The organism is Stenotrophomonas sp. PvP093 (genome assembly GCF_017876915.1).
Lineage (GTDB): Bacteria > Pseudomonadota > Gammaproteobacteria > Xanthomonadales > Xanthomonadaceae > Stenotrophomonas > Stenotrophomonas muris.
Genome location: NZ_JAGIOX010000001.1, coordinates 304,550 through 326,128 on the forward strand (window position 1 = coordinate 304,550; position 21,579 = coordinate 326,128).

The window sequence follows — 21,579 nt, forward strand, 5'->3', positions numbered from 1 at the left end:
CACCCAGACTGTTGGCGGGGGTGAGCGCACCGTATCCACGATGTGCACGGTGTTCATTCCGCCACCACGTGCGCCGTCGCACGCTGCACGCAACCACACCAAGGAATCCTTCCATGAAGCATGCCATCGCCACCGCCGCCGTCTGTCTCGCCCTCGCCGCCTGCAGCAGTACGCCGGTGGCCCAGGTGCAGCCGATCGACGGCGTGATTTCCGGCCAGTGCCACAGCGACAGGGTGCGTGGTGCGCTCGGCTTGGCCGCCTCCGCCGCAACCGTCGAGCGCGCGCGCGTGGACAGCGACAGCCTGCACGTGCAGGTGCTGCGCCATGACGGCCCGCGCGTGCCGCCGGCACACGAAGGCGGTGACCGCCTGACCATCGAGAAGGGCCGCACCAACAACATCACCGCGATCTATTGCGGCTGACGTCTGCGGCTGAGCCGGCGCGCCCTGCGCAGCACGCGCAGGGTGGCCTGCTCCCACTGGCGCGGCCCACGCAGGCCGGCCAGTTCCGCCAGTTCACCGCGCTCCCAGCCGGCGAACACGCAGGGGTCGATGTAGGCCTTGCGGCACACCGCAGGCGTATTGCCCAACTGGGTCGCCACCTTGCACACCACCTCACGCTGTACCTTGGCCAGCGCACGCTGGCTGGCCGGTTCGGGCAACTCGGTGGCCGCGAACGCTTGCACCGCGGCCAGGGTGCCGCCCCAGGTGCGGAAATCCTTGGCGGTGAATTCCTCGCCCATCACCTCGCGCAGGTAATCGTTGACCGCACCGGAGTCGACCGGCTGGATGGCACCGTCGTCGTCGCGATACTGGAACAACGCCTGGCCCGGCAACTGCTGCACGCCGCGCACCAGCGTGCCCAGCCGGCGGTCACCTACCGTCACTTCGTGCAGCTGCCCGGATTTGCCGCGGAAGCGCATCCGTACGCGCCCGCCGCGCAGCAGGTCGAGGTGCCGGTTGCGCAGCGTGGTCAGGCCAAAGGATCTGTTTTCCTTGGCATAGGACTCATTGCCTACCCGCACCAGGGTGTCGGCCAGTAGCGCGACCACGACCGCCAGCACCTTTTCGCGGGGGAAGCCGCTGTGCTTGAGATCGCGGCTGAGCCGGCGCCGCAGCGCGGGTAGTGCTTCACCAAAGGCGATCACCCGGTCGAACTTGCCGGCGTCGCGCACTGCGGCCCAATCGGCGTGGTAGCGGTACTGCTTGCGCCCGCGGGCATCGCGGCCGGTGGCCTGCAGATGGCCATTGGCGTGGGCGCAGATCCATACGGCGGTATAGGCCGGTGGAATCGCCAGCGCGCGGATGCGCTGCAGGGTGGCGGCATCGCGCACCGCATGGCCATCGGCATCGCGGTAGCTGAAGCCCTTGCCGGCGCGGCGCCGGCTGATGCCCGGCTGGGTGTCATCGACATAGCGCAGGCCCGCAGCGCGCGCGGCCTGTCGTTCGGGGGTAGAGGGTGTCGGCATGCGTGCAGTGTCGCTGCCGCGCTGCCGCGATCCTGTCGATAACACAAGACAAACACGTGAGGATCGGTTCGCCGCTATGCTCGGGCTTTCACAATCCCTTCCGGAGTCATGATGTCGTTCCCGATTCGCGCCCGTTCGCTCTCCGCCCTGCTGCTGCCGGCCGTGCTGGCCCTGACCGCCTGCCAGGCACCGGCGCTGGATGAACAGGATTCGGCCACGGCCCATGCCCAGCAGGCTGCCGAAGCCGCCAAGGCACCGGCCGACGAAGCCGGCAAGGCCACCGAGGCACCGCCGGTCGGCACCTGCGATGCCAGCCAGGTGCAGAGCCTGGTCGGCCAGGCCTACGCCGACGCGCTGGGCAAGCAGGCGCAGGAAGATGCCGGTGCCCACCAGCTGCGCGTCATGAAGCCCAACGACGTGGCCACGATGGAATTCCTCGGCGACCGCCTGAACATCGAAGTGGACGACAAGGGCCTGGTCAGCGGCGTGCGCTGCGGCTGAGGGCGACCCCGCGCCGGCACGGGGTTGCCGGCGCGTTCTGTTGCACCTGCAACCGTGTATTGCGGCGCTGCAGCAACCTGTGATCTAGTCGAGGCATCCGGTGGCCTCACGATGCGCTCCAGGGAATGAGCGGGGACGAGTGTCGCCGCCAACCCTATACGCATCGAGGTAGAGATGGCCCCCCGCAACCGCCAAGGGCTTTACGACCCGCGCTCCGAGCGCGATGCCTGTGGATTTGGCATGGTCGCCCAGCTCGACGATCAACCTTCGCGCCTGTTGGTTGATACCGCCATCGCCGCGCTTTCGCGCATGACCCACCGTGGCGGCGTCGCCGCCGATGGCCTGACCGGCGATGGCTGTGGCCTGCTGCTGCGCCGCCCCGATGCATTCCTGAAACTGCTGGCCAGCGAAGCCGGCATCACCACCGCCGCGCGCTTCGCTGCCGGCCTGGTGTTCCTGCCGCACGACAGCGAGGCCGCCGACGCCTGCCGTACCCAGCTGCAGGCGCAGGTGGAAGCGGTCGGCTGCAAGGTCGCCGGCTGGCGCGAGGTACCCACCGATGACAGCGTCTGCGGCCAGCTGGCGCGCGATACCCTGCCGCGCATCGAACAGGTGTTCGTCGATGCCGGTGTCGGCCAGGACGATGCCGGCTTCGCGCTGGCGCTGTTCCTGGCCCGTCGCCGCAGCGAACAGCAGCTGCGCGATCACGCTGATTTCTACGTCACCACCCTCACCCCCGATGCGATCAGCTACAAGGGCATGGTGCTGCCGGACAAGCTCAGCCGCTTCTATCCCGACCTGCAGCGGCGCGAACTGGCCTCCAGCGCGATCGTGTTCCACCAGCGCTTCTCGACCAACACGCTGCCGCGCTGGCCGCTTGCCCACCCGTTCCGGATGCTCGCCCACAATGGCGAGATCAACACCATCGAAGGCAACCGCCGCTGGGCCCAGGCGCGCAGCAAGGTGTGGAAGACGCCGCGCTTCGACATCGCCGAATTCGACCCGGTGATCTCCATGCACGGCTCGGACTCGCAGAGCCTGGACAACATGCTGGAACTGATGGTCGCCGGTGGCATGGAGCTGATCCAGGCGCTGCGCATCCTGGTGCCGCCGGCCACCCAGTCGCTGGAGTTCAAGGACCCGGACCTGGCCGCGTTCTACGAGTTCCACGGCCTGAACAGCGAGCCGTGGGATGGCCCGGCCGGCATCGTTGCCTGCGACAGCCGCTACGCCGTCTGCACCCTCGACCGCAACGGCCTGCGCCCGGCACGCTGGATGCTGACCGCCGACCGCCACTTCCTGGTTGCCTCTGAAGCGGGCGTGTGGGAAGTGCCCACCGAGCGGGTGGTGCGCAAGGGCAAGCTCGGCCCCGGCGAAATGATCGCGATCGACCTCAAGCGCGGCGACCTGCTCGACTCCGATGCGGTCGACCGCATCAACCGCGGCCGCGCGCCCTACAAGCAGTGGCTGCAGCAGGGCGTGACCTACCTGCAGACCGAACTGATCGACCCGTCGCTGGTGGAAGAGCCGTTCGACGAAGCCACCCTGCGCAGCTACCACAAGCTGTACCAGCTCAGCAGCGAGGAAGTGGAGCAGGTGCTGCGGCCGCTGGCCGAGACCGAGCAGGAAGCCACCGGCTCGATGGGCGACGACACGCCGATGGCGGTGCTGAGCCAGCGCAGCCGCCCGCTGTACGACTATTTCCGCCAGGCCTTCGCGCAGGTCACCAACCCGCCGATCGATCCGCTGCGCGAAGACTGCGCGATGTCCCTGTCCACCCAGCTCGGCAAGGAGACCAACATCTTCCATGCCGGTCCGGAGACGGTGAACCACGTCATCCTCAATTCGCCGGTGCTCAGCCAGCGCAAGCTGCGCCAGCTGCTGAAGATGGACCAGTACGCGCAGGCCAACCGTCTGCTCGACCTGTCCTACAGCGAAGACGAGGGCCTGCGTGCCGGCATCGAGCGCATCTGCGCCGAGGCCGAACAGGCCGCGCGCGAAGGCATGGTGATGCTGCTGCTGTCCGACCGCTACCCGGTGGCCGGGCGGCCGATGGTGCATGCGCTGCTGGCCACCAGCGCCATCCACCACCACCTCTCGCGGCTGGGCCTGCGCTGCGACGTGAATCTCATCGTCGAGACCGGCACCGCGCGCGACCCGCATCACATGGCCTGCCTGCTCGGCTTCGGCGCCACGGCGGTGTATCCGTACCTGGCCTACCAGACCCTGTTCGACCTGGGCCGCCGTGGCATCCTCAAGCTCAGCAAGGGCGGTGAGCAGTCGCAGATCGGCCGCCGCTACCGCAAGGGCGTCTACAAGGGGCTGTCGAAGATCATCTCGAAGATGGGCATCTGTACCGTGGCCAGCTACCGCGGCGCGCAGCTGTTCGAGATCATCGGCCTGGAACCGGAGGTCGTCGATCTGTGCTTCCCGGATACCGCCTCGCGCATCGGTGGCGCGGGTTTCGCGCGCCTGGATGCCGACGCGCGCGAGCTGTGCGCGCAGGCGTGGGACGCGCAGCAGGACGTGGATGTCGGCGGCCTGCTGAAGTACGTGCACGGCGGCGAGTACCACATGTACAACCCGGACGTGGTCACCACCCTGCAGCGCGCGGCGCGCAGCGGCGATCCGCGTGCCTGGCAGCAGTACTGCGATGCGGTGCATGCGCGCCCGCCCTCGGCACTGCGTGACCTGCTGGAACTGGTCCCTGCCGCCACGCCCGCACCGCTCGATGAAGTGGCCCCGGCCAGCGAACTGTTCCCGCGCTTCGATACCGCGGCGATCAGCCTCGGCGCCCTGTCACCGGAAGCGCATGAAGCGCTGGCGATTGCGATGAATCGCCTGGGGGGCCGCAGCAATTCCGGCGAAGGCGGTGAAGACCCCGCACGTTATGGCACCGCCAGGCGCAGCAAGATCAAGCAGGTGGCCTCCGGGCGCTTCGGCGTGACCGCCGAGTACCTGGTCAATGCCGAGGTGCTGCAGATCAAGGTCGCGCAGGGTGCCAAGCCCGGCGAGGGTGGCCAGCTGCCCGGGCACAAGGTCAACGAACTGATCGCGCGGCTGCGCTATGCGCGCCCGGGCATCGGCCTGATTTCGCCGCCGCCGCATCACGACATCTATTCGATCGAGGACCTGGCGCAGCTGATCTACGACCTCAAGCAGGTCAACCCGACCGCGCTGGTGTCGGTGAAGCTGGTCAGCCATGCCGGCGTCGGAACGATTGCGGCGGGCGTGGTCAAGGCCGGTGCGGACCTGATCACCATCTCCGGCCATGATGGCGGCACCGGTGCCTCGCCGGTCAGCTCGATCCGCTATGCCGGCGTGCCTTGGGAGCTGGGCGTGGCCGAGGCGCACCAGGCGCTGCTCGCCAACGACCTGCGCGGCCGTACCCTGCTGCAGACCGATGGCGGCCTGAAGACCGGGCTGGACGTGGTCAAGGCCGCATTGCTGGGCGCCGACAGCTTCGGCTTCGGCACCGCGCCGATGATCGTGCTGGGCTGCAAGTACCTGCGCATCTGCCACCTCAACAACTGTGCCACCGGCGTGGCCACCCAGGACGAGCGCCTGCGCGAGAACCACTTCACCGGGCAGCCCGAGCGCGTGGAGAACTTCTTCCGGCTGCTGGCCGAGGAAGTGCGTGGCTGGCTGTCCTACCTGGGCGCGCGTTCGCTGGAAGAGATCGTCGGCCGTACCGACCTGCTGCGCCAGATCGAATCCGCGCCGCGCGACGGCGTGCGCGTGGACCTGTCGCGCCTGCTGGCCGACAGCCGCTACGAGGGCAGCCACTGCGCCGCGCAGCGCCTGTACGAATCGCCGGACAGCCTGGCCACGCAGATGGATGGCCTGCTGGCCCCGGCCATCGAGCACAAGCGCGGCGGCGAGCATCGCTTCCTGATCCACAACACCGACCGCAGCATCGGTACCCGCCTGGCGGGTGCGGTGGCACGCGCGCACGGCAACCAGGGCATGGCCGAGGCACCGCTGGAACTGCGCTTCCGTGGCAGCGCCGGGCAGAGCTTCGGCGCCTTCAATGTCGGTGGCCTGCACCTGGAAGTGGAAGGCGAAGCCAACGATTACGTCGGCAAGGGCATGGCTGGCGGCCGGCTGGTGGTGCGGCCGCCGCGTGGCGCGCGCTTCGAGGCACGCAGCACCGCCATCATCGGCAACACCTGCCTGTACGGTGCCACCGGCGGTGAGCTGTTCGCTGCCGGCCGCGCCGGCGAGCGCTTCGCGGTGCGCAATTCCGGCGCACTGGCCGTGGTCGAAGGTGCCGGTGACCACTGCTGCGAGTACATGACCGATGGCGTGGTGCTGGTGCTGGGCAAGGTCGGGCTGAACTTCGGCGCCGGCTTCACCGGCGGCCTGGCCTACGTACTGGACGTGGACCGTGATTTCGTCGACCGCTACAACCACGAGCTGATCGACATCCATCGCGTGTCCGCCGAAGGCTTCGAGAACTACCGCCAGCACCTGCACCGCCTGATCGGCCGCCATCGCGAGCTGACCGGCAGCATCTGGGCACAACAGATCCTGGACGAGTTCCGCGATTACATCGGCAAGTTCTGGCTGGTCAAACCCAAGGCCGCCAGCATCGAGTCGCTGACCGAAACCCTGCGACGCGCCGCGTGATGTTTTCCGGTAGTGCCGGCCGCTGGCCGGCAACGTTCCCCCCCGCATTCCAGAGCCCGCCATGAGCCGCAAGCACGCCTTCCAGTTCCTCGACCTGCCCCGCACCATGCCGCAGCGCATCCCGGTGGAACTGCGCACGTCCGGCGACTGGGGCGAGCTGTACGGAAAGTTCGGCAAGGAGGACGCCCAGTACCAGGCGGGCCGCTGCCTGGACTGCGGCAACCCGTACTGCAGCTGGAAGTGCCCGGTGCACAACGCCATTCCGCAGTGGCTGCAGCTGGTGCAGGAGAACCGCATCCACGAAGCCGCCACGCTGTGCCACAGCACCAACCCGCTGCCGGAGGTGTGCGGCCGGGTCTGCCCGCAGGATCGCCTGTGCGAGGGCAGCTGCACGCTGGAAGAGTTCGGTGCGGTCACCATCGGTGCGGTGGAGAAATACATCGTCGATACCGCGCTGGCCAGCGGCTGGCGCCCTGACCTGGGCGCGGTGCAGCCGACCGGCCGCAGCGTTGCGGTGATCGGGGCCGGTCCCGCGGGCCTGGCCTGCGCCGACCGCCTGGCCCGCGCCGGCATTGCCGCGGTGGTCTATGACCGCTACGAGCAGATCGGCGGCCTGCTGCAGTTCGGCATTCCCAGCTTCAAGCTGGACAAGGACGTGATCCACCGGCGCCGCGGCGTGCTGGAGGGCATGGGCGTGCAGTTCCGCCTCGGCGTGGAGATCGGCCGCGACCTCAGCGTGCAGCAGCTGCTGGACACCCACGATGCGGTGTTCATCGGTACCGGCGCCTACCGCTACACCGATGGTGGCCTCGACGGCCAGGACCTGAAGGGCGTGCTGCCGGCGCTGCCGTTCCTGGTGCAGAACAGCCGCATCGTCGGCGGCGATGACCCGAAGGGCCGGCCGATTGCCGGCTGGGAAGACACCATCGCCCTGCCCGACCTCAACGGCAAGCGGGTGGTGGTGCTCGGTGGTGGCGATACCGGCATGGACTGCGTGCGCAGCGCGGTGCGCCTCGGCGCGGCCAAGGTCACCTGCGCCTACCGGCGCGACGAAGCCAACATGCCCGGCAGCGCTCGCGAAGTGGCCAATGCGCGCGAAGAGGGCGTGCGCTTCCTGTTCAACCGCCAGCCGCTGTCGATCGAAGCCGGCGCCGACGATGAAGTGATCGGCGTGACCGTGGTCGAAACCCGGCTGGGCGAGCCCGATGCCAATGGCCGCCAGAACGCCGTGCCGATCGAAGGCAGTGAATCCCTGCTGGAAGCAGACGTGGTGATCATCGCCTTCGGCTTCTCGCCGAGCGTGCCGGCGTGGCTGGCGGACCTGGGGGTGGAAGGCCAGCCCAACGGCCGCATCGTCGCCGGGGGCAAGGACCGCCTGCCGTTCCAGACCGCGCATCCACGCCTGTTCGCCGGTGGCGACGCGGTACGCGGTGCAGACCTGGTGGTGACCGCCGTGGCCGAAGGCCGCGATGCCGCTGCCAGCATCGTCCGCCTACTGGCGCACTGAGTCCGGCAACAGCAGCTCCTCCAGCAGCGCGCGCAGTTCGCACGGCGCCACCGGCTTGGCCAGGAAATGGTCGATGCCCGCATCACGGCAGGCCTCGCGTGTGCGTTCCAGCACACTGGCAGTCAGCGCGACGATCGGCATCTGCGCACGGATGGCACAGGTATCGCCACGGATCGCCCGTGCCAGCGCGAAGCCGTCCATGTGCGGCATATGGCAGTCGGTGATGACCAGATCAAAGGGCTGCGCCTGCCAGGCCTCCCATGCCTGCTGGCCGTCGTCGCAGGCGTGTACCTGCAGCCCCAGCTCGCGCAGGCGCTGCACCAGCAACTGCAGGTTGGTCGGATGGTCTTCAACAACCAGTGCCCGCGCCGGCGGCAGCGGCCGTTGCACGGCCGTCGTGAGCACCGGTACCACCGTCGGTGCCGCACAGGCCGCCAGCACCAGTTCCAGCCATACGGTGGTTCCCTTGCCCGGCGCGCTGCGCAGGTGCAGCTGGCCCCCCATCGATGCCGCCAGCTCGCGGCAGATCGACAGGCCCAGCCCACTGCCACCAAAGCGGCGCGTGGTCGAGGTCTCGGCCTGCTCGTAGGCAGCGAATACCGCCTGTTGCCGCTCCATGCTGATGCCCACGCCCGTATCGGTCACCTGCAGGCGCAACCGCTGCCCGCCATCGCGCTGCTGCAGCACATGGGCCTGCAGCACCACGCTTCCCTGCAGAGTGAACTTGAGTGCATTACCGGCCAGGTTGAACAGGACCTGGCGCAGGCGCAGCCCATCGGCCAGCGACCACTGCTGCAGCATGGGGTCGATCTCGCTGTGCAGGTGCAGGCCGCGGCTGGCCGCGACGGGCATCAACAGCTGCTGCACCGCGCGCACCAGCGCCGCAAGATCGGTCGGCCGCAGCTGCAGTGGCGCTGGCTGCAGGCGCTGGCTGTGCAGCACATCGTCCAGGATCTGCCGCAGCATCTGCGCGGCATCACCCACGGTGGTCAGCACCTGCCGCTGGCCCGCATCCAGGTCACTGGCAGCCAATCGCTCCAGCATGCCCAGCAGGGTACTCATCGGCGTGCGGATCTGGTGGCTCATGGTCGCCAGGAAATGGCTCTTGGCCAGCGCCGCCTGCTCGGCCGCGCGGCGCGCCTCGGCCAGCGCTACGGCACGCGCCTGTGCTTCACTGACATCCAACCAGTAGCCGCTCCACTCCACGCTGCTGTCATCGCACTGCAGCGGTCGTCCCTGTGATCGGACCCAGCGCCAGCCCTGCGCCGACCGGGTGCGGAACGTAACGTCGATGGGACCGCGCACCAGCGCGGCCGCTTCGATGCACGCCATCACCCGGCTGCGGTCGTCGGCATGCACCGCGGCCAGCAGTTGCAGATGGTCGATCCGCGCAGTCTCCACGCTTACGCCGAACAACGCCTGCACGTCACCGGCGATCTGCGCCAGGCTGTAGTGGCCGGTTGCCGAACGGCGGGCCTGGTAGACCACCGCCGGCAGGTTCGCGGTGACGTCGTGCAACCGCTGCTCCAGCACGCGGCGACGCACGCTCTCGCGATGCACGCGCCAGTAGCCGAAGGCATGCAGCAGCACGAGCGCGAGCAGGATCAGCGACGCCGGCACCAGCCAGCGCAGCGCCGAACCGGTGAGCCGCGCGCGTGGCCGGTCCGGCAGCCAGGCGCTGCGGCTCGACGCGCGATGTGCATCGCTCTCCTGCAGGAGCCGCTGGTCGAAAGCAGCGACCACCTCGGCACAGGCCGGCACGGCCGCGAGTACCAGTGCATCGCCGAAGCCCGCGGGTGCCGCGATCACCACAGCATCGCCTGGCTCCGCGCGGAGCGCGGCCTCCAGTTCAGCGAGATTGGCGACCACGGCGTCGACCAGCCCGGCGCGCAGCAGTGACAGCGCGTGGTCCAGCGGCGCAGGGGCCAGCAGCTGCGCCCCCGGTGCCTGCTCGGCCAGCAATGGCTCCAGCGGCAGCCGGTCCGGGCTGGCCACGCTGCGGCCACGCAGGCCCTCCAGCCCCAGCACCGCAGCGGCGCCCTCGCGCCGCACGATCACCTGCGGCACCTCCAGGTAGGCCCTGCTGGCCACCCAGCCTGTCGGCAGCTGTGCGCGCGGCCAGCCCAGCAGCACCTGGGTGCCGGCCGGCAGTGCTCCCTCGGTAAGTACCGTCGCAGGCAACGGCTTCGCATGCTGCGCCGCCTGCATGCCCAGCAGCGGCAGGTAATCCGCGGCCAGTCCCGCAACCTCGCCCTGCTGGCTGTATGACAGGGGCGGCCGGTCGGAGCGCCATGCCACCTGCAGGGGGCCCGTACAACCGGATGCAGCGGCGATGCCGGGCAGCAACAGCGATGCCATGACGGCGGCGACGGCGCGGCGGCCGGCGACATTCACGGTAGACGTCCTCATTTCGCGGGCAGGAACCACGGCCGCGCAGCGGTACCGCTGCCAGCCACGCTAGCGAGGCAGGCTTCCGCGACAATGAGAAAAATTGGAAAAGCATCCGCATCGGCGAATGCCGACATACACTGCCGCTTCTACCCGTCCTACGGAGCGCTCGATGCGTATCGGCCTGGCTGCCAACCGTCTCCATCACCACGATGCGCGCGCGGCGCTGTTCCGCTGGCTGCGTGCCAGCGAGGCAGGCCTGCGCGAACTGGGGGTGTCACTGCATGCGGTCGGGCGCACCCACGATGCGATCGAACGGCAGGGATTCCTGGCCGGCTACGGCGGCCTGCACCGGTATCCCTACGGGCGCGAGGGGGGCCTGATGAAGCTGGTGGCCGAAGTGGTCGGCATGGGGCCGGAGCGGACACTGGACGGTGCGATCTACCTGATCGACCCGGTCGATCCGTCCTCGGTGTTTCCGGAAGCAACCGCGCTCAAGCGGCAGTGCGTGATCCACGGCAAGCCGTTCATTTCAACCGTGGCCACTGCACGCGACTGGATCGAGGTGGAGCGCATCCACGCCGGGCTGGCTGCCGACACCGGTGCCGACGACCTGCATGCCTTCCAGGGGCAGACGCTGGCGCTGATCGCGCATGATGCGATGAAGCCGGCGATGCTGGCCTTCGCCGATGAACACTTCGATGTGCTGGCCCGGTTTGGCCAACGCGTTGCGACGGGCACCACCGGGCAGCGCTTGAACGAGCTGGCCTGGAGCCGGGGTTGGCCCAGCGATACGCCGTGGGTGACGCGTTACCAGAGTGGCCCGATGGGCGGCGATGCACAGATTGCCGACCGGGTGCTGGAGGGGCGCTGCCAGCGCGCGATCTTCTTCGAGGACCCGCATGTGGCACGCCAGCACGAGGCCGATATCCAGCTGCTGGAGCGCGCGGTGACGACGGTGACCGACCAGGCGGTGTGCATCACGGCGCCGCGGGTGGCGGCACGCTGGGCGGCAGCGGCGGCGTTGCGGGCGGGGTGAGGGTTTCGGCCAACGGCTGAGCCCCTCGTGGTGGGTCGTTCAAATCAGAAGCCGTGCTCTGCCGGGCGGGGTGGATTGCGCAGGGGTCGCTGCAAGTACGTCCTTGTAAGCTCGGTCGCCGCATCCATGCGGCTCACGCCCCTGCGCAACCCACCCCGCCCGGCCACGGACAGTTTCCTGTGTGCCCATCACGGAAGAAAGAAGGAAGAGCAGGAGCGGGTCGCGCGCTGCGCGCGCTTTTGTAGAGCCGAGCCATGCTCGGCTGCTGTCGATCGCGAGGGCTGGATATCCGCGCCACGCGCGTCAGCCGAGCATCGGCTCAGCTCTACAGCAGTTGGCGAAGCATCGCCTTCAGCCTGCGCCCTTCCAGCTGGAAGTAGTCGCGCTGCTCGCGCCAAGCGGGGAAACGTTGTTCCACTTCGTGCCAGAACGCGGGCGAATGATTCGGCTGGATCAGGTGGCAGAGTTCGTGCACCAGCACATACTCGAATGCTTCAGGGCGCCCCAGCACCAGTGCCAGGTCCAGTGCCATGCTGCCGTCCGGCGCCAGCGAGCCCCATTGCGAAGACATCACCTTCAGCCGCAGGCGGCTGGGTGCACGTGGCAGGGTGGGCAGGTACTTCGGCAGCCAGCGGCCGACATCGGCGCGGGTCTGTGCTTCGTAGAACTCGCGCAGCAGGCGGCGCAGGGTGGCATCGCCGGCACGGGTCGGCCACTGCACGCAGGCGCCGTGTTCGTCGATCTCCAGCCGCGCATAGCGGCCTTCCTGCCAGCGCAGCGGCAACAGGTCGCCGCGCAGTGGCAGCACGCCGTCCTCGCCCGGCTGCAACGGGGCGGGCAGGCCCTGGCTCTGGTACTGGCGCAGCTGCAGCGCCAACCAGTCGCGGTGCTGTTCCAGGAATCGCTCGCCCATCACCAGGCTGGCCCGCGGCGGCAGCGTCAACCGTGCGCCGCGCTCGTCCACGCTCAGCTTGATCCGGCGCGCGCGCGGATCGCGCACGCGCAGCACCTCAATCTCGGCATCCTCCAGGCGCAGGCGAACGGTGTCGCGCTGCACGGTAGCGGGCGGGGTCGGGCTGATCAGGCGGCGCAGCAGACGGCTCATGCGCCCAGCATAGCGCTGCTTCGGGCCGCCGGATGACCGGCGGCCCACAGGGTGCCTGTTCAGTCAGCCTTGCTGAGCTTGAACGCTTCTTCCAGCAACAGGAACAGGCGGCGGATCTCGGCGCTCTGCAGGGCGAAGCGGGCGTCGAACTCGGCGCGGCGGCCGTCTTCGTCGGCATGCTCCAGCTGGTCCAGTGCGCCGTCGAGGAACTTCAGCTTGCGCACGATCAGGTCGTCGCCGATCACGAAGGACAGGTTGTCCTCGAAGATCAGCGCCAGCTTGGTCACCTGCTTGCCGGCGTCCAGATGCTTGTCGATCTCGTCGCAGCGCAGTTCCTGGTGCTGGCACTTGACCACGGCGCCGCCTTCCACCGGATCCTTCATCTCGCACTCTTCGCCCAGGCTCAGCCCGGTCGGCAGCGGCTCGCCGGCGATCCAGCCGGTCAGGATCGAACGCGGTGCGACTTCGGCGTTCAGCGGCATCGCCGGGAAGCTGCCGAGCAGGCCGCGGATGTCGGACATGAAGTACTCGCCGGTCTTGCGGCTGGAGGTATCCACCGCCACGTAGCCGTGCTGCAGGTCGATGAAGGCATCATTGCGCGAGGACTTCACGAAGGCGCGCGGCAGCAGTTCATGCAGCAGGTCGTCCTTCATCCGCTTGCGCTCGCGGCCACCCGGGCGGCGGCCTTCCTTCTCCTCGATCTCCTCCAGCTTGCGCTCGAGCAGGTCGTTGACCACCGCCGCCGGCAGGATCTTGTCCTCGCCGCCCACGGTCAGCCACAGGTGTTCGGCGATGCGGTGGGAGAGCAGTTCCTTCTCCTCGCGGCCGAACGGCGAGATGAAGCCGCGCGAATTCATTTCCAGCGCGCCGACCGGCTTCAGCAGGGCGTGCGGCAGCAGGGTGTCGACTTCGGAAAAATCGGTGGTGGTCGGGAAACGGAAGAACGTCAGGTTGCGAAAGAACATGGAATTCCGGATGGCGAAGAGGAAGGGCGCCCGACCTTAAACGGTGGGCGTCTCGGGATCTGCGTCGGCGTCGGCCGGGGAGCCGGCCAGCCAGGCATGGGCGTCGGGCAGCGGCGCGTCGTCTCGACGGCCCAGCGCCATGAAGTCGAACAGGGTGGTGTCGGCCAGCTGCGAGGGCCGGACTTCACCCATGGCGCGCGCGATCTGCTCGATGCGGCCCGGGTGGTCCTTTTCCCATTGCTTCAGCATCAGGCCGACCTGGCGGCGCTGCAGGTTCTCCTGGCTGCCGCACAGGTTGCAGGGAATGATCGGGAACCGGCGTGCCTGCGCGTACTCGACGATGTCACTCTCGCGCACGTAGGCCAGCGGCCGGATCACCACGTGCCTGCCGTCGTCGCTGCGCAGCTTCGGCGGCATGCCCGACAGCTTGGCGTGGTGGAACAGGTTCATGAAGAACGTGGCCACCATGTCGTCGCGGTGGTGGCCCAGCGCGATCTTGGTGAAGCCATGGGTCTCGGCGTAGTTGTACAGCGCGCCACGACGCAGGCGCGAGCACAGCGAACACATGGTCTTGCCTTCCGGGATGACCCGGCTGACCACCGAATAGGTGTCCTGCTCGATGATGTGGTACGGCACGCCCAGGCCTGCCAGGTATTCCGGCAGCACGTGCTCGGGGAAGTCCGGCTGCTTCTGGTCCAGGTTCACCGCCACCAGCTCGAACGGCACCGGCGCCTTCTTCTGCAGCTGCAGCAGCACGTCCAGCAGGGTGTAGCTGTCCTTGCCGCCGGACAGGCACACCATGACCTTGTCGCCGGCCTCGATCATGCCGAAGTCGGCAATCGCCTCGCCGACCTGGCGGCGCAGGCGCTTGGCCAGCTTGTGCTGCTCGCGCTCGGCCACGCGCGGATCGCGGGCGGCGCGCGGTGGGGGATCGGGAAGGGAAATCACGGCACTCATGGGTTCCATTCTAACGGCTCGGAGCCGCCCCGGCCGGGGATCGGGATTCCCCTCTCCCGGCGGTCATCATCGCTGTGTATGCTCGGAGGCTGTGGACACCTACAGCCCCGCCGAGATCGTCGAGCGCCTCGTCGCCCTGCGCGCCGAGCACCGCCTGCTGGATGAACAGATCACCCGCATGGCCGCCAACGGCGAGGACGAGCTGGAGTCCAAGCGCCTGAAGCGGCGCAAGCTGCAGCTGAAGGACTGCATCGCCAGGCTGGAAAGCCTGCAGATTCCCGACGAGCCGGCCTGAGCGGTGGCCCATCCACGCATGGCGTGGACCTACTGCTTCGCCCCGGTAGATGCCAACCTTGGTTGGCATGTCGTTCGCCGGGCAGGACCCGGCGCTGCCTTCAATCCTGCGGCGCAGGCTCGTCCGGGCGGGCCGCTTCCGGGCTGACCCGTTCGATGGTGTGGCGCAGCTCACGGCCCAGGATGAACTTGGCATCCTTGGCCCAGGCATCCAGGCGCTCGTCGAACAGCAGCTTGCTGTTCTCGTCCGGCCACACCAGGCGCAGTTCGCGCAGCTTCTGGATGAAGCCACGGAACAGGGACTTGTCGAAGAACTCCGGCGCGGCCGGCGCATAGAGCAGGCTCAGCCGCTGCGCGGCCTGCTGGCACAGGCTTTCCAGCTCGGCAGCGCCGAGCACGCCGGGGCCGTTCTTCACCAGCACCGAGATGGCAATGTAATAGCGCTCGAACGCCTGCTGCAGCGAATGGCCGATCGCGCGCAGGCGGAACACCTCGTCGGTCTGCCCGGTGTTGCGCGCCAGGATGCCGCCGTCGTCATCGTTGACGTTCTGCAGCAGGCCCTCGCGCACGAACACATCGATGGTCCGGTCGATGCGCTGGGCGAACTCGTCCTCGCTCCACGGCAGGAACAGCTCGGCCTGGAGGAACGGGTACACCGTACGGCCCAGCTGGACCAGGCCGGTGCGGCTCATGCGGCGGTTGTTCTGGAAGCAGCAGGCCACCCACGACGAGGCGGTGAACAGGTGCACCACGTTGTTGCGGAAGTAGCTCAGCAGCACTGCGGTGTCGCCGCTGACGCTGAGCACATCGCCCAGCGGGTGCTTGATGCGGGTGAGGACGTTGATTTCCTCGGCGTGGGCGATGATCCGCTCCGGCGAGTGCGGCGTCACCGTCACCCGGTCCGAGTACGGCATCTCCACCAGCAGGGTCTTGCACAGTTCGATCTGCGCGATCAGGTCGGCCTCGCCCATCGCGTGCTTCGGCGTGGACAGCAGGGCCAGCGCCAGCAGGTTGATCGGGTTGACGTCGGCGGCGCCATTGATGCGCACCTGGATGCGTTCGGCCAGCGTGTCCACCGTGGTCGACAGCCAGGCCGGCTTTTCGTCCTCGGACACCGCCTCGCCCTTCCACTCCGGCGCCTTCTCGGCCAGCACGTCGTTCAGCGCGATCGGCTCGCCGAAGTTCACCACCACCTGGCCATAGTTCTGCTTGAGCACCTTGGGGATGCCCCATAGCAGCGACCAGATCGATTCCTTTTCCTTCGGCCGGCCGGACAGTTCGTCCAGGTAGCTGCCGCCTTCCATCAGCTTCTCGTAGCCGATGTAGATGGGCTGGAACAGCACCGGCTTGCGCGGCTGGCGCAGGAACGCGCGCAGCGTCATCGAGATCATGCCGCCCTTGGGCTGCAGCAGCCGGCCGGTACGCGAGCGGCCGCCTTCGACGAAGTACTCCAGCGAGTAGCCGCCGGCCACCAGTTGCGCGACGTATTCGCTGAGCACCGCCGAGTACAGCGCGTTGCCACGGATCGAGCGGCGGATGAAGAATGCACCGCCCTTGCGCAGCAGGGTGCCGACCACCGGCAGGTTCAGGTTGATGCCGGCCACGATGTGCGGCGGCACGATGCCACGGTCGTACAGCAGGTAGGACAGCAGCAGGTAGTCCATGTGGCTGCGGTGGCTGGGCACGTAGACCACTTCGTGCCCCGGCGCGGCGGCCTTGAACTTGTCCAGGTGGTGCACCAGCACGCCCGCATAGATGCGGTTCCACACGTGGCTGAGCATGAAGCTGGCCGAGCGCACTACCGGGCTGGAATAGTCCGCAGCGATTTCCCAGGCGTAGGCGTGTGCCTTCTTCCAGGCATCGGCCGGCTTTGAGTTGTCGCGCTTGGCCTGTGCGGCGATCGCTTCGCGTACCGGCTCGGCGGCTAGCACCTGGTCCACCAGCAGGCGCCGGGTCGACAGGTCGGGCCCGATCACCGATTCACGGATGCGTCGGAAGTGCGTACGCAGCACGCGCTGCAGCTTGCGCACCGTGCGCTCCGGCTCCAGGCCTTCATCCACGGTGTTGCGCAGGGAGATCGGCGGGGCGAAGCGGACGATGGTGCTGCGGCCGTTGAGCAGCACCGCCAGCAGGCGACGGAAGCGGCCGACCAGTGCCCAGTTTTCCGAGAACAGCACCGCGAACCAACCGCTCTGCTTGTCCGGGGCGCGGCCGACGAAGATCGACACCGGCACCAGGTGCACGTCCAGGTCATCGCGCACGCGGTGCGCCTGCAGGACCTTGGCCAGCGAGTCGGAGTGGGTCTTGGCGCCGCGCTGCTCGGGAATCAGCGAGTTGCTGGAGCTGCGCCGCGACAGCGCCAGGTAGGCGCGCTTGCGGCCGGTCGGGTCACCGGCCAGCGGCACCAGCGGCGACGGCAGGCCGGCCTGGCGGCAGGCCTTGTCCAGGATCAGCGCGTTGGACAGGCCGTAGTCTTCCAGCACGTACATGACCGGGCGGCCATCGTTGTACTGGCCCGGGTCTTCCGGTTCGATCTTCAGCGACAGCCACGGCTCGACCAGGCGGCCGAGCAGGCGAGCCCACAGCGGGCGGCGGCCGGCCGGACGCGCGTGCGCGGGCGGCGGTACCGGGTTCGGGCCGGTACCGGTCGAGGGGGACGCCGGCACCGTATCGGCGGGCGTCGACTGGGATTCTTCGCCGGGGAACGGCAGCGGGTTCTGTTTCGACATCGGCGCCATTATGGCTTAGGCGGCGGCGTTGCCGCTTCCCCACCTTCGGCGGGGGCGTCAGCGGCTGCCGGCGACGCAGCCGCGCGGGCCGCGTCGGCCTTGCGCAGCAGCGCGTCGGTGTCGGCCAGGGTACGGGTCAGGTACCAGTGGCCCTCGCGCCGGCTCAGTGGCAGCTGCAGGCTCATCTCGCGGCCGGCCAGGTCGTAGTGCAGGCGTACCAGCGCATTGTCGCCTTCCACCGAGAGCAGCTCGCCCCGTACGCTGCGAAGCGCGTCATCCACGCCCAGCCCGTAGCTGCCAAGCACCGCCTTGAGGGTGTGGATGAACGGCGCCAGCTGCTGCAGGCTGCCCTCCATGCCAGCCGCCTGCAGGCCAGCCTCGTCATCGAAGCCGACCTTGCCGGCCGCGCCGACCAGCGCGGCGATGGTGCTGCGTGCACGGGCGCGGTCACTGATCGGCGCGCCCTGCGCCCAGACAGCAAGGGTTTCGACCAGGGCGATGTAATGGGCCTGCTGGCCGGGCGTGTAGCCCTTCTGATGGCGCAGGTACTGCACCCCGAAATTGCCCATCGACTGCGCGGCCTGGCGCACGGCGCTGGCCTGGCCGGCCAGCTGGCGGTCGAAGCTGCGCTGCAGTTCGGTGCTGGCATCGGGCTTGCGCAGCGCGGCCAGCATCGGCAGCAGCTGGTCCCCCAGCGGCAGCTCGGTCAGCGGCCACTGGCTGTGTCCCTCCGCCCAGGCCTGCTGCAGCCGCTGATACTGGCCTGGCGGTACCGACAGCTTTGCGTAGCCGACCAGATCATCCTCGGCCAGGCGCAACGCCATCGCCTGCACCGCAGCCACCGGCTCGGCCGCCGGCCTGGCCGGATCGTTCACAGACTCGCGGCATGCCGCAACGGCCAGCAGCAGCATCGCCGCCAGCCCCCATCCACGCGCAGACCTTCCTCGCACCGCCACGCTCATGCACTCGGACTCCCCGGACCGGCCCGCATCTTGCGGCCTGCGACGTGACAGCGGCAAGCCGTGCGGTCACGTTTCCAACCAAGGGGGTCAGATCCCTTCTGCCGGCAGGCAGAAGGGATCTGACCCCAGAACCACCAGCGGGATAAAAAAAGAGCCCGGATCACGGGGATCACAGGCTCTTCAAACCGGCACGGGGCCGGAGGACAGTGTTGTGGCACATGTCCGGTCCGAGGACCGGATGGCGGCGATCCTACGCTGCCCTTCAAGTTAAGGCAACACTTCACGTAATGCCATGTATGTATTTGATTTTATTGAATCAATCGTGCTGCCAGACGGATTCAATGAAATCTACGGCGTGTTTTTCGGCGATTCGGGCATAAATTCCCGGATAGCCGGCCAGCGCGCAGCCCTCGCCCCAGCTGACGATGCCGAACTGGGTCCAGCCTTCACGCAGGCGCAGCAGCAGCGGCCCGCCGGAGTCCCCCTGGCAGCTGTCGATGCCCTCGCGGCCGGCGCAGATCACCTTGCCGCGCGACAGTTCCCCGCCGTAGGCCTGCTGGCATTCATCGAATGCCACGAACGGCACCTGCACGGTCTGCAGCTGGATCGGGTAGACCCGGCCATCGCCGATGTCGGTGTCGCCCCAGCCGATCACGGTGAATTCGCGGCCCGGCTTGAGATAACTGGCGTCGGGCCGCAGCCGCAGCGCCACCGGCTGTGCACCGTCCAGGGGGGCGTTGAGCTGGATCAGGGCCACGTCGTGCTCCAGCGAGTTGCCGCTGTTGAATGCCGGATGGACGTGGATCGCCTTGACGTTGGAGGCGCGGGGCGAGGCTTCGGTGGACAGGGCCGCGGCGTTGCCGACGACGGCGATGCCGCCCGGCGCTTCCCCCTGCATGCAGTGCGCGGCGGTCAGCACCCACGAAGGCGAGATGAGGGTGCCCCCGCAGAAGTGGCGGTCATGATCCGAATCGCCGTCGAAGATGCCCTGGATGCTGACCATGAACGGGTACTCGCCAGCCGGCGCTGCTTCACCGCCGATGATGCGCGGTGCTTCGCGCACCTGTGGCGCAGCGAAGGCGGGTACGGCGGACGCGGCCAACAACAGGCCGATGAACAAAGAGGTGCTGCGATACATATCCCTGTACTCCTCTATCAATGGTTGGAACCGGCGCGGCCGCGGTCCGTGCCGGTGCATCGATTGGGAAGCAGGGATGAAGCCTGCAGCGCGAACGCGCGCACAGTTTCGGTGCAATGCGCTGCCTGCGACAGTCGCAGGCCAACAATTGCGAACGCCATCCCGCATGGATCGGAATGGCGTTCGTGGTGCCGGCGTGACCGGCGTCAGCGGTGGGCTCAGCGTGCAGCCAGAGCCGACGCGATTTCCTGCTGGATTGCCTGCGCAGCGGCCTGCGGATCAGCCGCCAGGCGGATCGGGCGTCCGACCACGATGGCGTCGGCGCCATCGGCGAAGGCCTGGGCCACGCCAACGGTGCGCTTCTGGTCATCGCCGACCGGACCACCGGGACGGATGCCCGGACAGACGATCGAGAACCCGCTACCGGTCGCGGCACGGATCGGTGCAGCCTCCTGGCCCGAGGCGATCACGCCATCGACGCCCGCTGCCTGGGCGGCCAACGCGCGTTCGACCACCACGTCCACCGGCTCGCGGTCGACGCCCATCTGCGCCAGATCGGCGCGCCCCATCGAGGTCAGCACGGTCACCGCCAGCAGCCGCATGTCGCTGCTGTTGGCGGCCGCGCAGGCCTCCATCATCGCCGGGTGCCAGCCATGGATGGTGGCGTAGCTGACCGGCCACTGCGACAGGCGCTTGATCACCGCTGCAGCGGTCGCCGGGATGTCGAAGAACTTCAGGTCGACGAACACGCGCTTGTCGCGGCGGGCCAGCTCATCCAGCACCTGGAAGTACTCGCCGGAGGCGAGCAGTTCCATGCCGATCTTGTAGAACGCCACGCTGTCACCAAGGCGATCGACCCAGTCCAGTGCCTGCACGCGATCAGGCACGTCCAGCGCGAAGATCAGGCGCTCATCGGCGCGCAACGGCAGCGGTGCGCGGCTCACGGGGCGTAGTCCAGGGCGGCGCGCTTGGCGTCGTGGCGGGCCTGGCGCGACTGGCTGTAGTCGTTGTTGAACTGCGCCGGCTCGAAGCCGCCGTAGGTCGGGTTCGGCAGCATCCACCAGCGCTCGCCGAACCAGTCGTGGTACTGCTGCAGCAGCGCGTCACGGCCGTCGTTGGTGTTGGCGGTCACTTCGACGAAGTCACCCAGCTGGTCGCCGAACTGCATCAGCACGCGGTACTTCTGCCCTGCCAGGCGGCGGCGGCAGTTCTTCTCGCTGCCGGCCTGCTCGCAGCCCGGCACCACCGTGCCCAGGCCAAGGAACACGCTGTCGTCGGCCACCGGCAGGCCCTGCTCGCGCAGGTTGGCCAGGGTCGCGTCCTTCAGGTGCACGGCGCGGTTGGAGATGTAGAGCAGGGTCACGCCCTTGGCATTGGCGGCCTTGGCGAAGTCGACCACGCCCGGGATCGCCTTGGCCTTCTTTTCGGCTACCCACTGGTCCCAGGTCAGTTCGTCGTATTCCTTGCCGTCGCGCACCAGGCGCGCCTGGTAGGGCGAGTTGTCCAGCACGGTCTCGTCCACGTCCAGCACCACGGCCGGCTTCAGGCCCTTGGCGTCGTTGCCGCGCTCTTCCGGCACCAGCGCATCCCAGTGGGCTTCCTTCAACGCCGCATCCAGGTGGTCGGCGGCGGCGCGGTAGGTCTGCTCGGTGATCGCCCTGTACTCCTGCGCGCGCTGCATCCACAGCACTGCGTTGAGGTTGTCGTTGGCGGTGGCATCGAGCGCGCCGTCGGCCTTGGCGGCGGCAGCGGGCGCCTGCGGGGCCGCGGCTTCGGCGGCGGGCGCCTCCACGCGCTTGCAGGCGGACAGGCCCAGCGCCGCAGTGGCGAGCAGGGTCAGGGACAGGGAAACGGGACGACGCATGGATTCACCGGCAATCAGATATACCGGCGCATT

At 68.5% G+C, this 21,579-nt stretch carries 16 protein-coding genes; 6 read left to right on the plus strand and 10 right to left on the minus strand.

The window, feature by feature from the left end:
* Window positions 1–113 precede the first annotated feature (113 nt).
* A complete protein-coding gene (locus J3A72_RS01415) occupies window positions 114–422 on the plus strand; it encodes a hypothetical protein (RefSeq protein WP_014645461.1) in 309 nt (102 codons plus the stop codon).
* On the opposite strand, the gene J3A72_RS01420 is transcribed toward J3A72_RS01415, so the two are convergent.
* Window positions 410–1,468 (minus strand): DNA topoisomerase IB, encoded by a 1,059-nt coding sequence (locus J3A72_RS01420; RefSeq protein WP_014645460.1) that lies wholly within the window; start codon window positions 1,466–1,468, stop codon window positions 410–412. The genes J3A72_RS01415 and J3A72_RS01420 overlap by 13 nt on opposite strands.
* Before the next feature lie 111 nt (window positions 1,469–1,579).
* Here J3A72_RS01420 and J3A72_RS01425 point away from each other — a divergent pair, with 111 nt between their 5' ends.
* From J3A72_RS01425 to J3A72_RS01435, 3 genes are all read left to right on the plus strand, one after another.
* Window positions 1,580–1,969 carry an I78 family peptidase inhibitor gene (locus tag J3A72_RS01425; protein WP_014035471.1) on the plus strand — a complete coding sequence of 130 codons (390 nt, stop codon included), beginning with the start codon at window positions 1,580–1,582 and terminating at the stop codon, window positions 1,967–1,969.
* Between the two features lie 174 nt (window positions 1,970–2,143).
* On the plus strand, window positions 2,144–6,598 hold the full coding sequence (gltB, locus tag J3A72_RS01430) for a glutamate synthase large subunit (RefSeq protein ID WP_075075920.1): 4,455 nt from the start codon (window positions 2,144–2,146) through the stop codon (window positions 6,596–6,598).
* Between the two features lie 61 nt (window positions 6,599–6,659).
* Window positions 6,660–8,105: an FAD-dependent oxidoreductase gene (locus tag J3A72_RS01435; protein WP_041862916.1), complete on the plus strand. Its 1,446-nt coding sequence runs from the start codon at window positions 6,660–6,662 to the stop codon at window positions 8,103–8,105.
* On the opposite strand, the gene J3A72_RS01440 is transcribed toward J3A72_RS01435, so the two are convergent.
* Complete coding sequence (locus tag J3A72_RS01440) at window positions 8,091–10,499, minus strand: ATP-binding protein (RefSeq protein WP_075075921.1); 2,409 nt, start codon at window positions 10,497–10,499, stop codon at window positions 8,091–8,093. The genes J3A72_RS01435 and J3A72_RS01440 overlap by 15 nt on opposite strands.
* Window positions 10,500–10,665: 166 nt before the next feature.
* Here J3A72_RS01440 and J3A72_RS01445 point away from each other — a divergent pair, with 166 nt between their 5' ends.
* Window positions 10,666–11,532 carry a methylglyoxal synthase gene (locus J3A72_RS01445; protein ID WP_014035467.1) on the plus strand — a complete coding sequence of 289 codons (867 nt, stop codon included), beginning with the start codon at window positions 10,666–10,668 and terminating at the stop codon, window positions 11,530–11,532.
* Window positions 11,533–11,857: 325 nt separating this feature from the next.
* Here the strand turns inward: J3A72_RS01445 and J3A72_RS01450 are convergent, their stop codons facing one another.
* From J3A72_RS01450 to ttcA, 3 genes are read right to left on the minus strand one after another with little or no spacing between them, the layout of a single operon-like run.
* Window positions 11,858–12,637, minus strand: coding sequence for a SprT family zinc-dependent metalloprotease (locus J3A72_RS01450; RefSeq protein WP_032962385.1), 780 nt, complete (start codon window positions 12,635–12,637; stop codon window positions 11,858–11,860).
* A 59-nt stretch (window positions 12,638–12,696) separates the two neighbouring features.
* A complete protein-coding gene (locus J3A72_RS01455) occupies window positions 12,697–13,602 on the minus strand; it encodes a recombination-associated protein RdgC (RefSeq protein ID WP_005411825.1) in 906 nt (301 codons plus the stop codon).
* A gap of 36 nt (window positions 13,603–13,638) precedes the next feature.
* The gene (gene ttcA, locus J3A72_RS01460; protein ID WP_032962383.1) at window positions 13,639–14,559 is read right to left on the minus strand and encodes a tRNA 2-thiocytidine(32) synthetase TtcA; all 921 of its coding nucleotides are present in this window, start codon (window positions 14,557–14,559) and stop codon (window positions 13,639–13,641) included.
* 91 nt (window positions 14,560–14,650) lie between these two features.
* On the opposite strand from ttcA, the gene J3A72_RS01465 reads away from it, so the two are divergent.
* Window positions 14,651–14,854, plus strand: coding sequence for a YdcH family protein (locus tag J3A72_RS01465; RefSeq protein ID WP_032962381.1), 204 nt, complete (start codon window positions 14,651–14,653; stop codon window positions 14,852–14,854).
* A gap of 100 nt (window positions 14,855–14,954) precedes the next feature.
* Here the strand turns inward: J3A72_RS01465 and plsB are convergent, their stop codons facing one another.
* From plsB to J3A72_RS01490, 5 genes are all read right to left on the minus strand, one after another.
* Window positions 14,955–17,591, minus strand: coding sequence for a glycerol-3-phosphate 1-O-acyltransferase PlsB (gene plsB, locus J3A72_RS01470; protein WP_032962379.1), 2,637 nt, complete (start codon window positions 17,589–17,591; stop codon window positions 14,955–14,957).
* The gene (locus J3A72_RS01475; RefSeq protein ID WP_075075922.1) at window positions 17,591–18,544 is read right to left on the minus strand and encodes a hypothetical protein; all 954 of its coding nucleotides are present in this window, start codon (window positions 18,542–18,544) and stop codon (window positions 17,591–17,593) included. The genes plsB and J3A72_RS01475 overlap by 1 nt, the downstream gene beginning before the upstream one ends.
* A gap of 316 nt (window positions 18,545–18,860) precedes the next feature.
* The gene (locus tag J3A72_RS01480; protein ID WP_075075923.1) at window positions 18,861–19,682 is read right to left on the minus strand and encodes a serine protease; all 822 of its coding nucleotides are present in this window, start codon (window positions 19,680–19,682) and stop codon (window positions 18,861–18,863) included.
* Window positions 19,683–19,900: 218 nt separating this feature from the next.
* On the minus strand, window positions 19,901–20,626 hold the full coding sequence (gene pyrF, locus J3A72_RS01485) for an orotidine-5'-phosphate decarboxylase (RefSeq protein ID WP_014645451.1): 726 nt from the start codon (window positions 20,624–20,626) through the stop codon (window positions 19,901–19,903).
* The gene (locus J3A72_RS01490) at window positions 20,623–21,546 is read right to left on the minus strand and encodes a 5'-nucleotidase, lipoprotein e(P4) family (protein WP_032962372.1); all 924 of its coding nucleotides are present in this window, start codon (window positions 21,544–21,546) and stop codon (window positions 20,623–20,625) included. The genes pyrF and J3A72_RS01490 overlap by 4 nt, the downstream gene beginning before the upstream one ends.
* Window positions 21,547–21,579: the final 33 nt, after the last annotated feature.

Excerpts from the sequence above, each read along its gene's own strand:
- J3A72_RS01415 (WP_014645461.1), top strand. The coding sequence starts at position 114 with ATGAAGCATGCCATCGCCACCGCCGCCGTCTGTCTCGCCCTCGCCGCC.
- J3A72_RS01420 (WP_014645460.1), bottom strand. The coding sequence starts at position 1,468 with ATGCCGACACCCTCTACCCCCGAACGACAGGCCGCGCGCGCTGCGGGC.
- J3A72_RS01425 (WP_014035471.1), top strand. The coding sequence starts at position 1,580 with ATGTCGTTCCCGATTCGCGCCCGTTCGCTCTCCGCCCTGCTGCTGCCG.
- gltB (WP_075075920.1), top strand. The coding sequence starts at position 2,144 with ATGGCCCCCCGCAACCGCCAAGGGCTTTACGACCCGCGCTCCGAGCGC.
- J3A72_RS01435 (WP_041862916.1), top strand. The coding sequence starts at position 6,660 with ATGAGCCGCAAGCACGCCTTCCAGTTCCTCGACCTGCCCCGCACCATG.
- J3A72_RS01445 (WP_014035467.1), top strand. The coding sequence starts at position 10,666 with ATGCGTATCGGCCTGGCTGCCAACCGTCTCCATCACCACGATGCGCGC.
- J3A72_RS01450 (WP_032962385.1), bottom strand. The coding sequence starts at position 12,637 with ATGAGCCGTCTGCTGCGCCGCCTGATCAGCCCGACCCCGCCCGCTACC.
- J3A72_RS01455 (WP_005411825.1), bottom strand. The coding sequence starts at position 13,602 with ATGTTCTTTCGCAACCTGACGTTCTTCCGTTTCCCGACCACCACCGAT.
- ttcA (WP_032962383.1), bottom strand. The coding sequence starts at position 14,559 with ATGAGTGCCGTGATTTCCCTTCCCGATCCCCCACCGCGCGCCGCCCGC.
- plsB (WP_032962379.1), bottom strand. The coding sequence starts at position 17,591 with ATGGCGCCGATGTCGAAACAGAACCCGCTGCCGTTCCCCGGCGAAGAA.
- J3A72_RS01475 (WP_075075922.1), bottom strand. The coding sequence starts at position 18,544 with ATGAGCGTGGCGGTGCGAGGAAGGTCTGCGCGTGGATGGGGGCTGGCG.
- J3A72_RS01480 (WP_075075923.1), bottom strand. The coding sequence starts at position 19,682 with ATGTATCGCAGCACCTCTTTGTTCATCGGCCTGTTGTTGGCCGCGTCC.
- J3A72_RS01490 (WP_032962372.1), bottom strand. The coding sequence starts at position 21,546 with ATGCGTCGTCCCGTTTCCCTGTCCCTGACCCTGCTCGCCACTGCGGCG.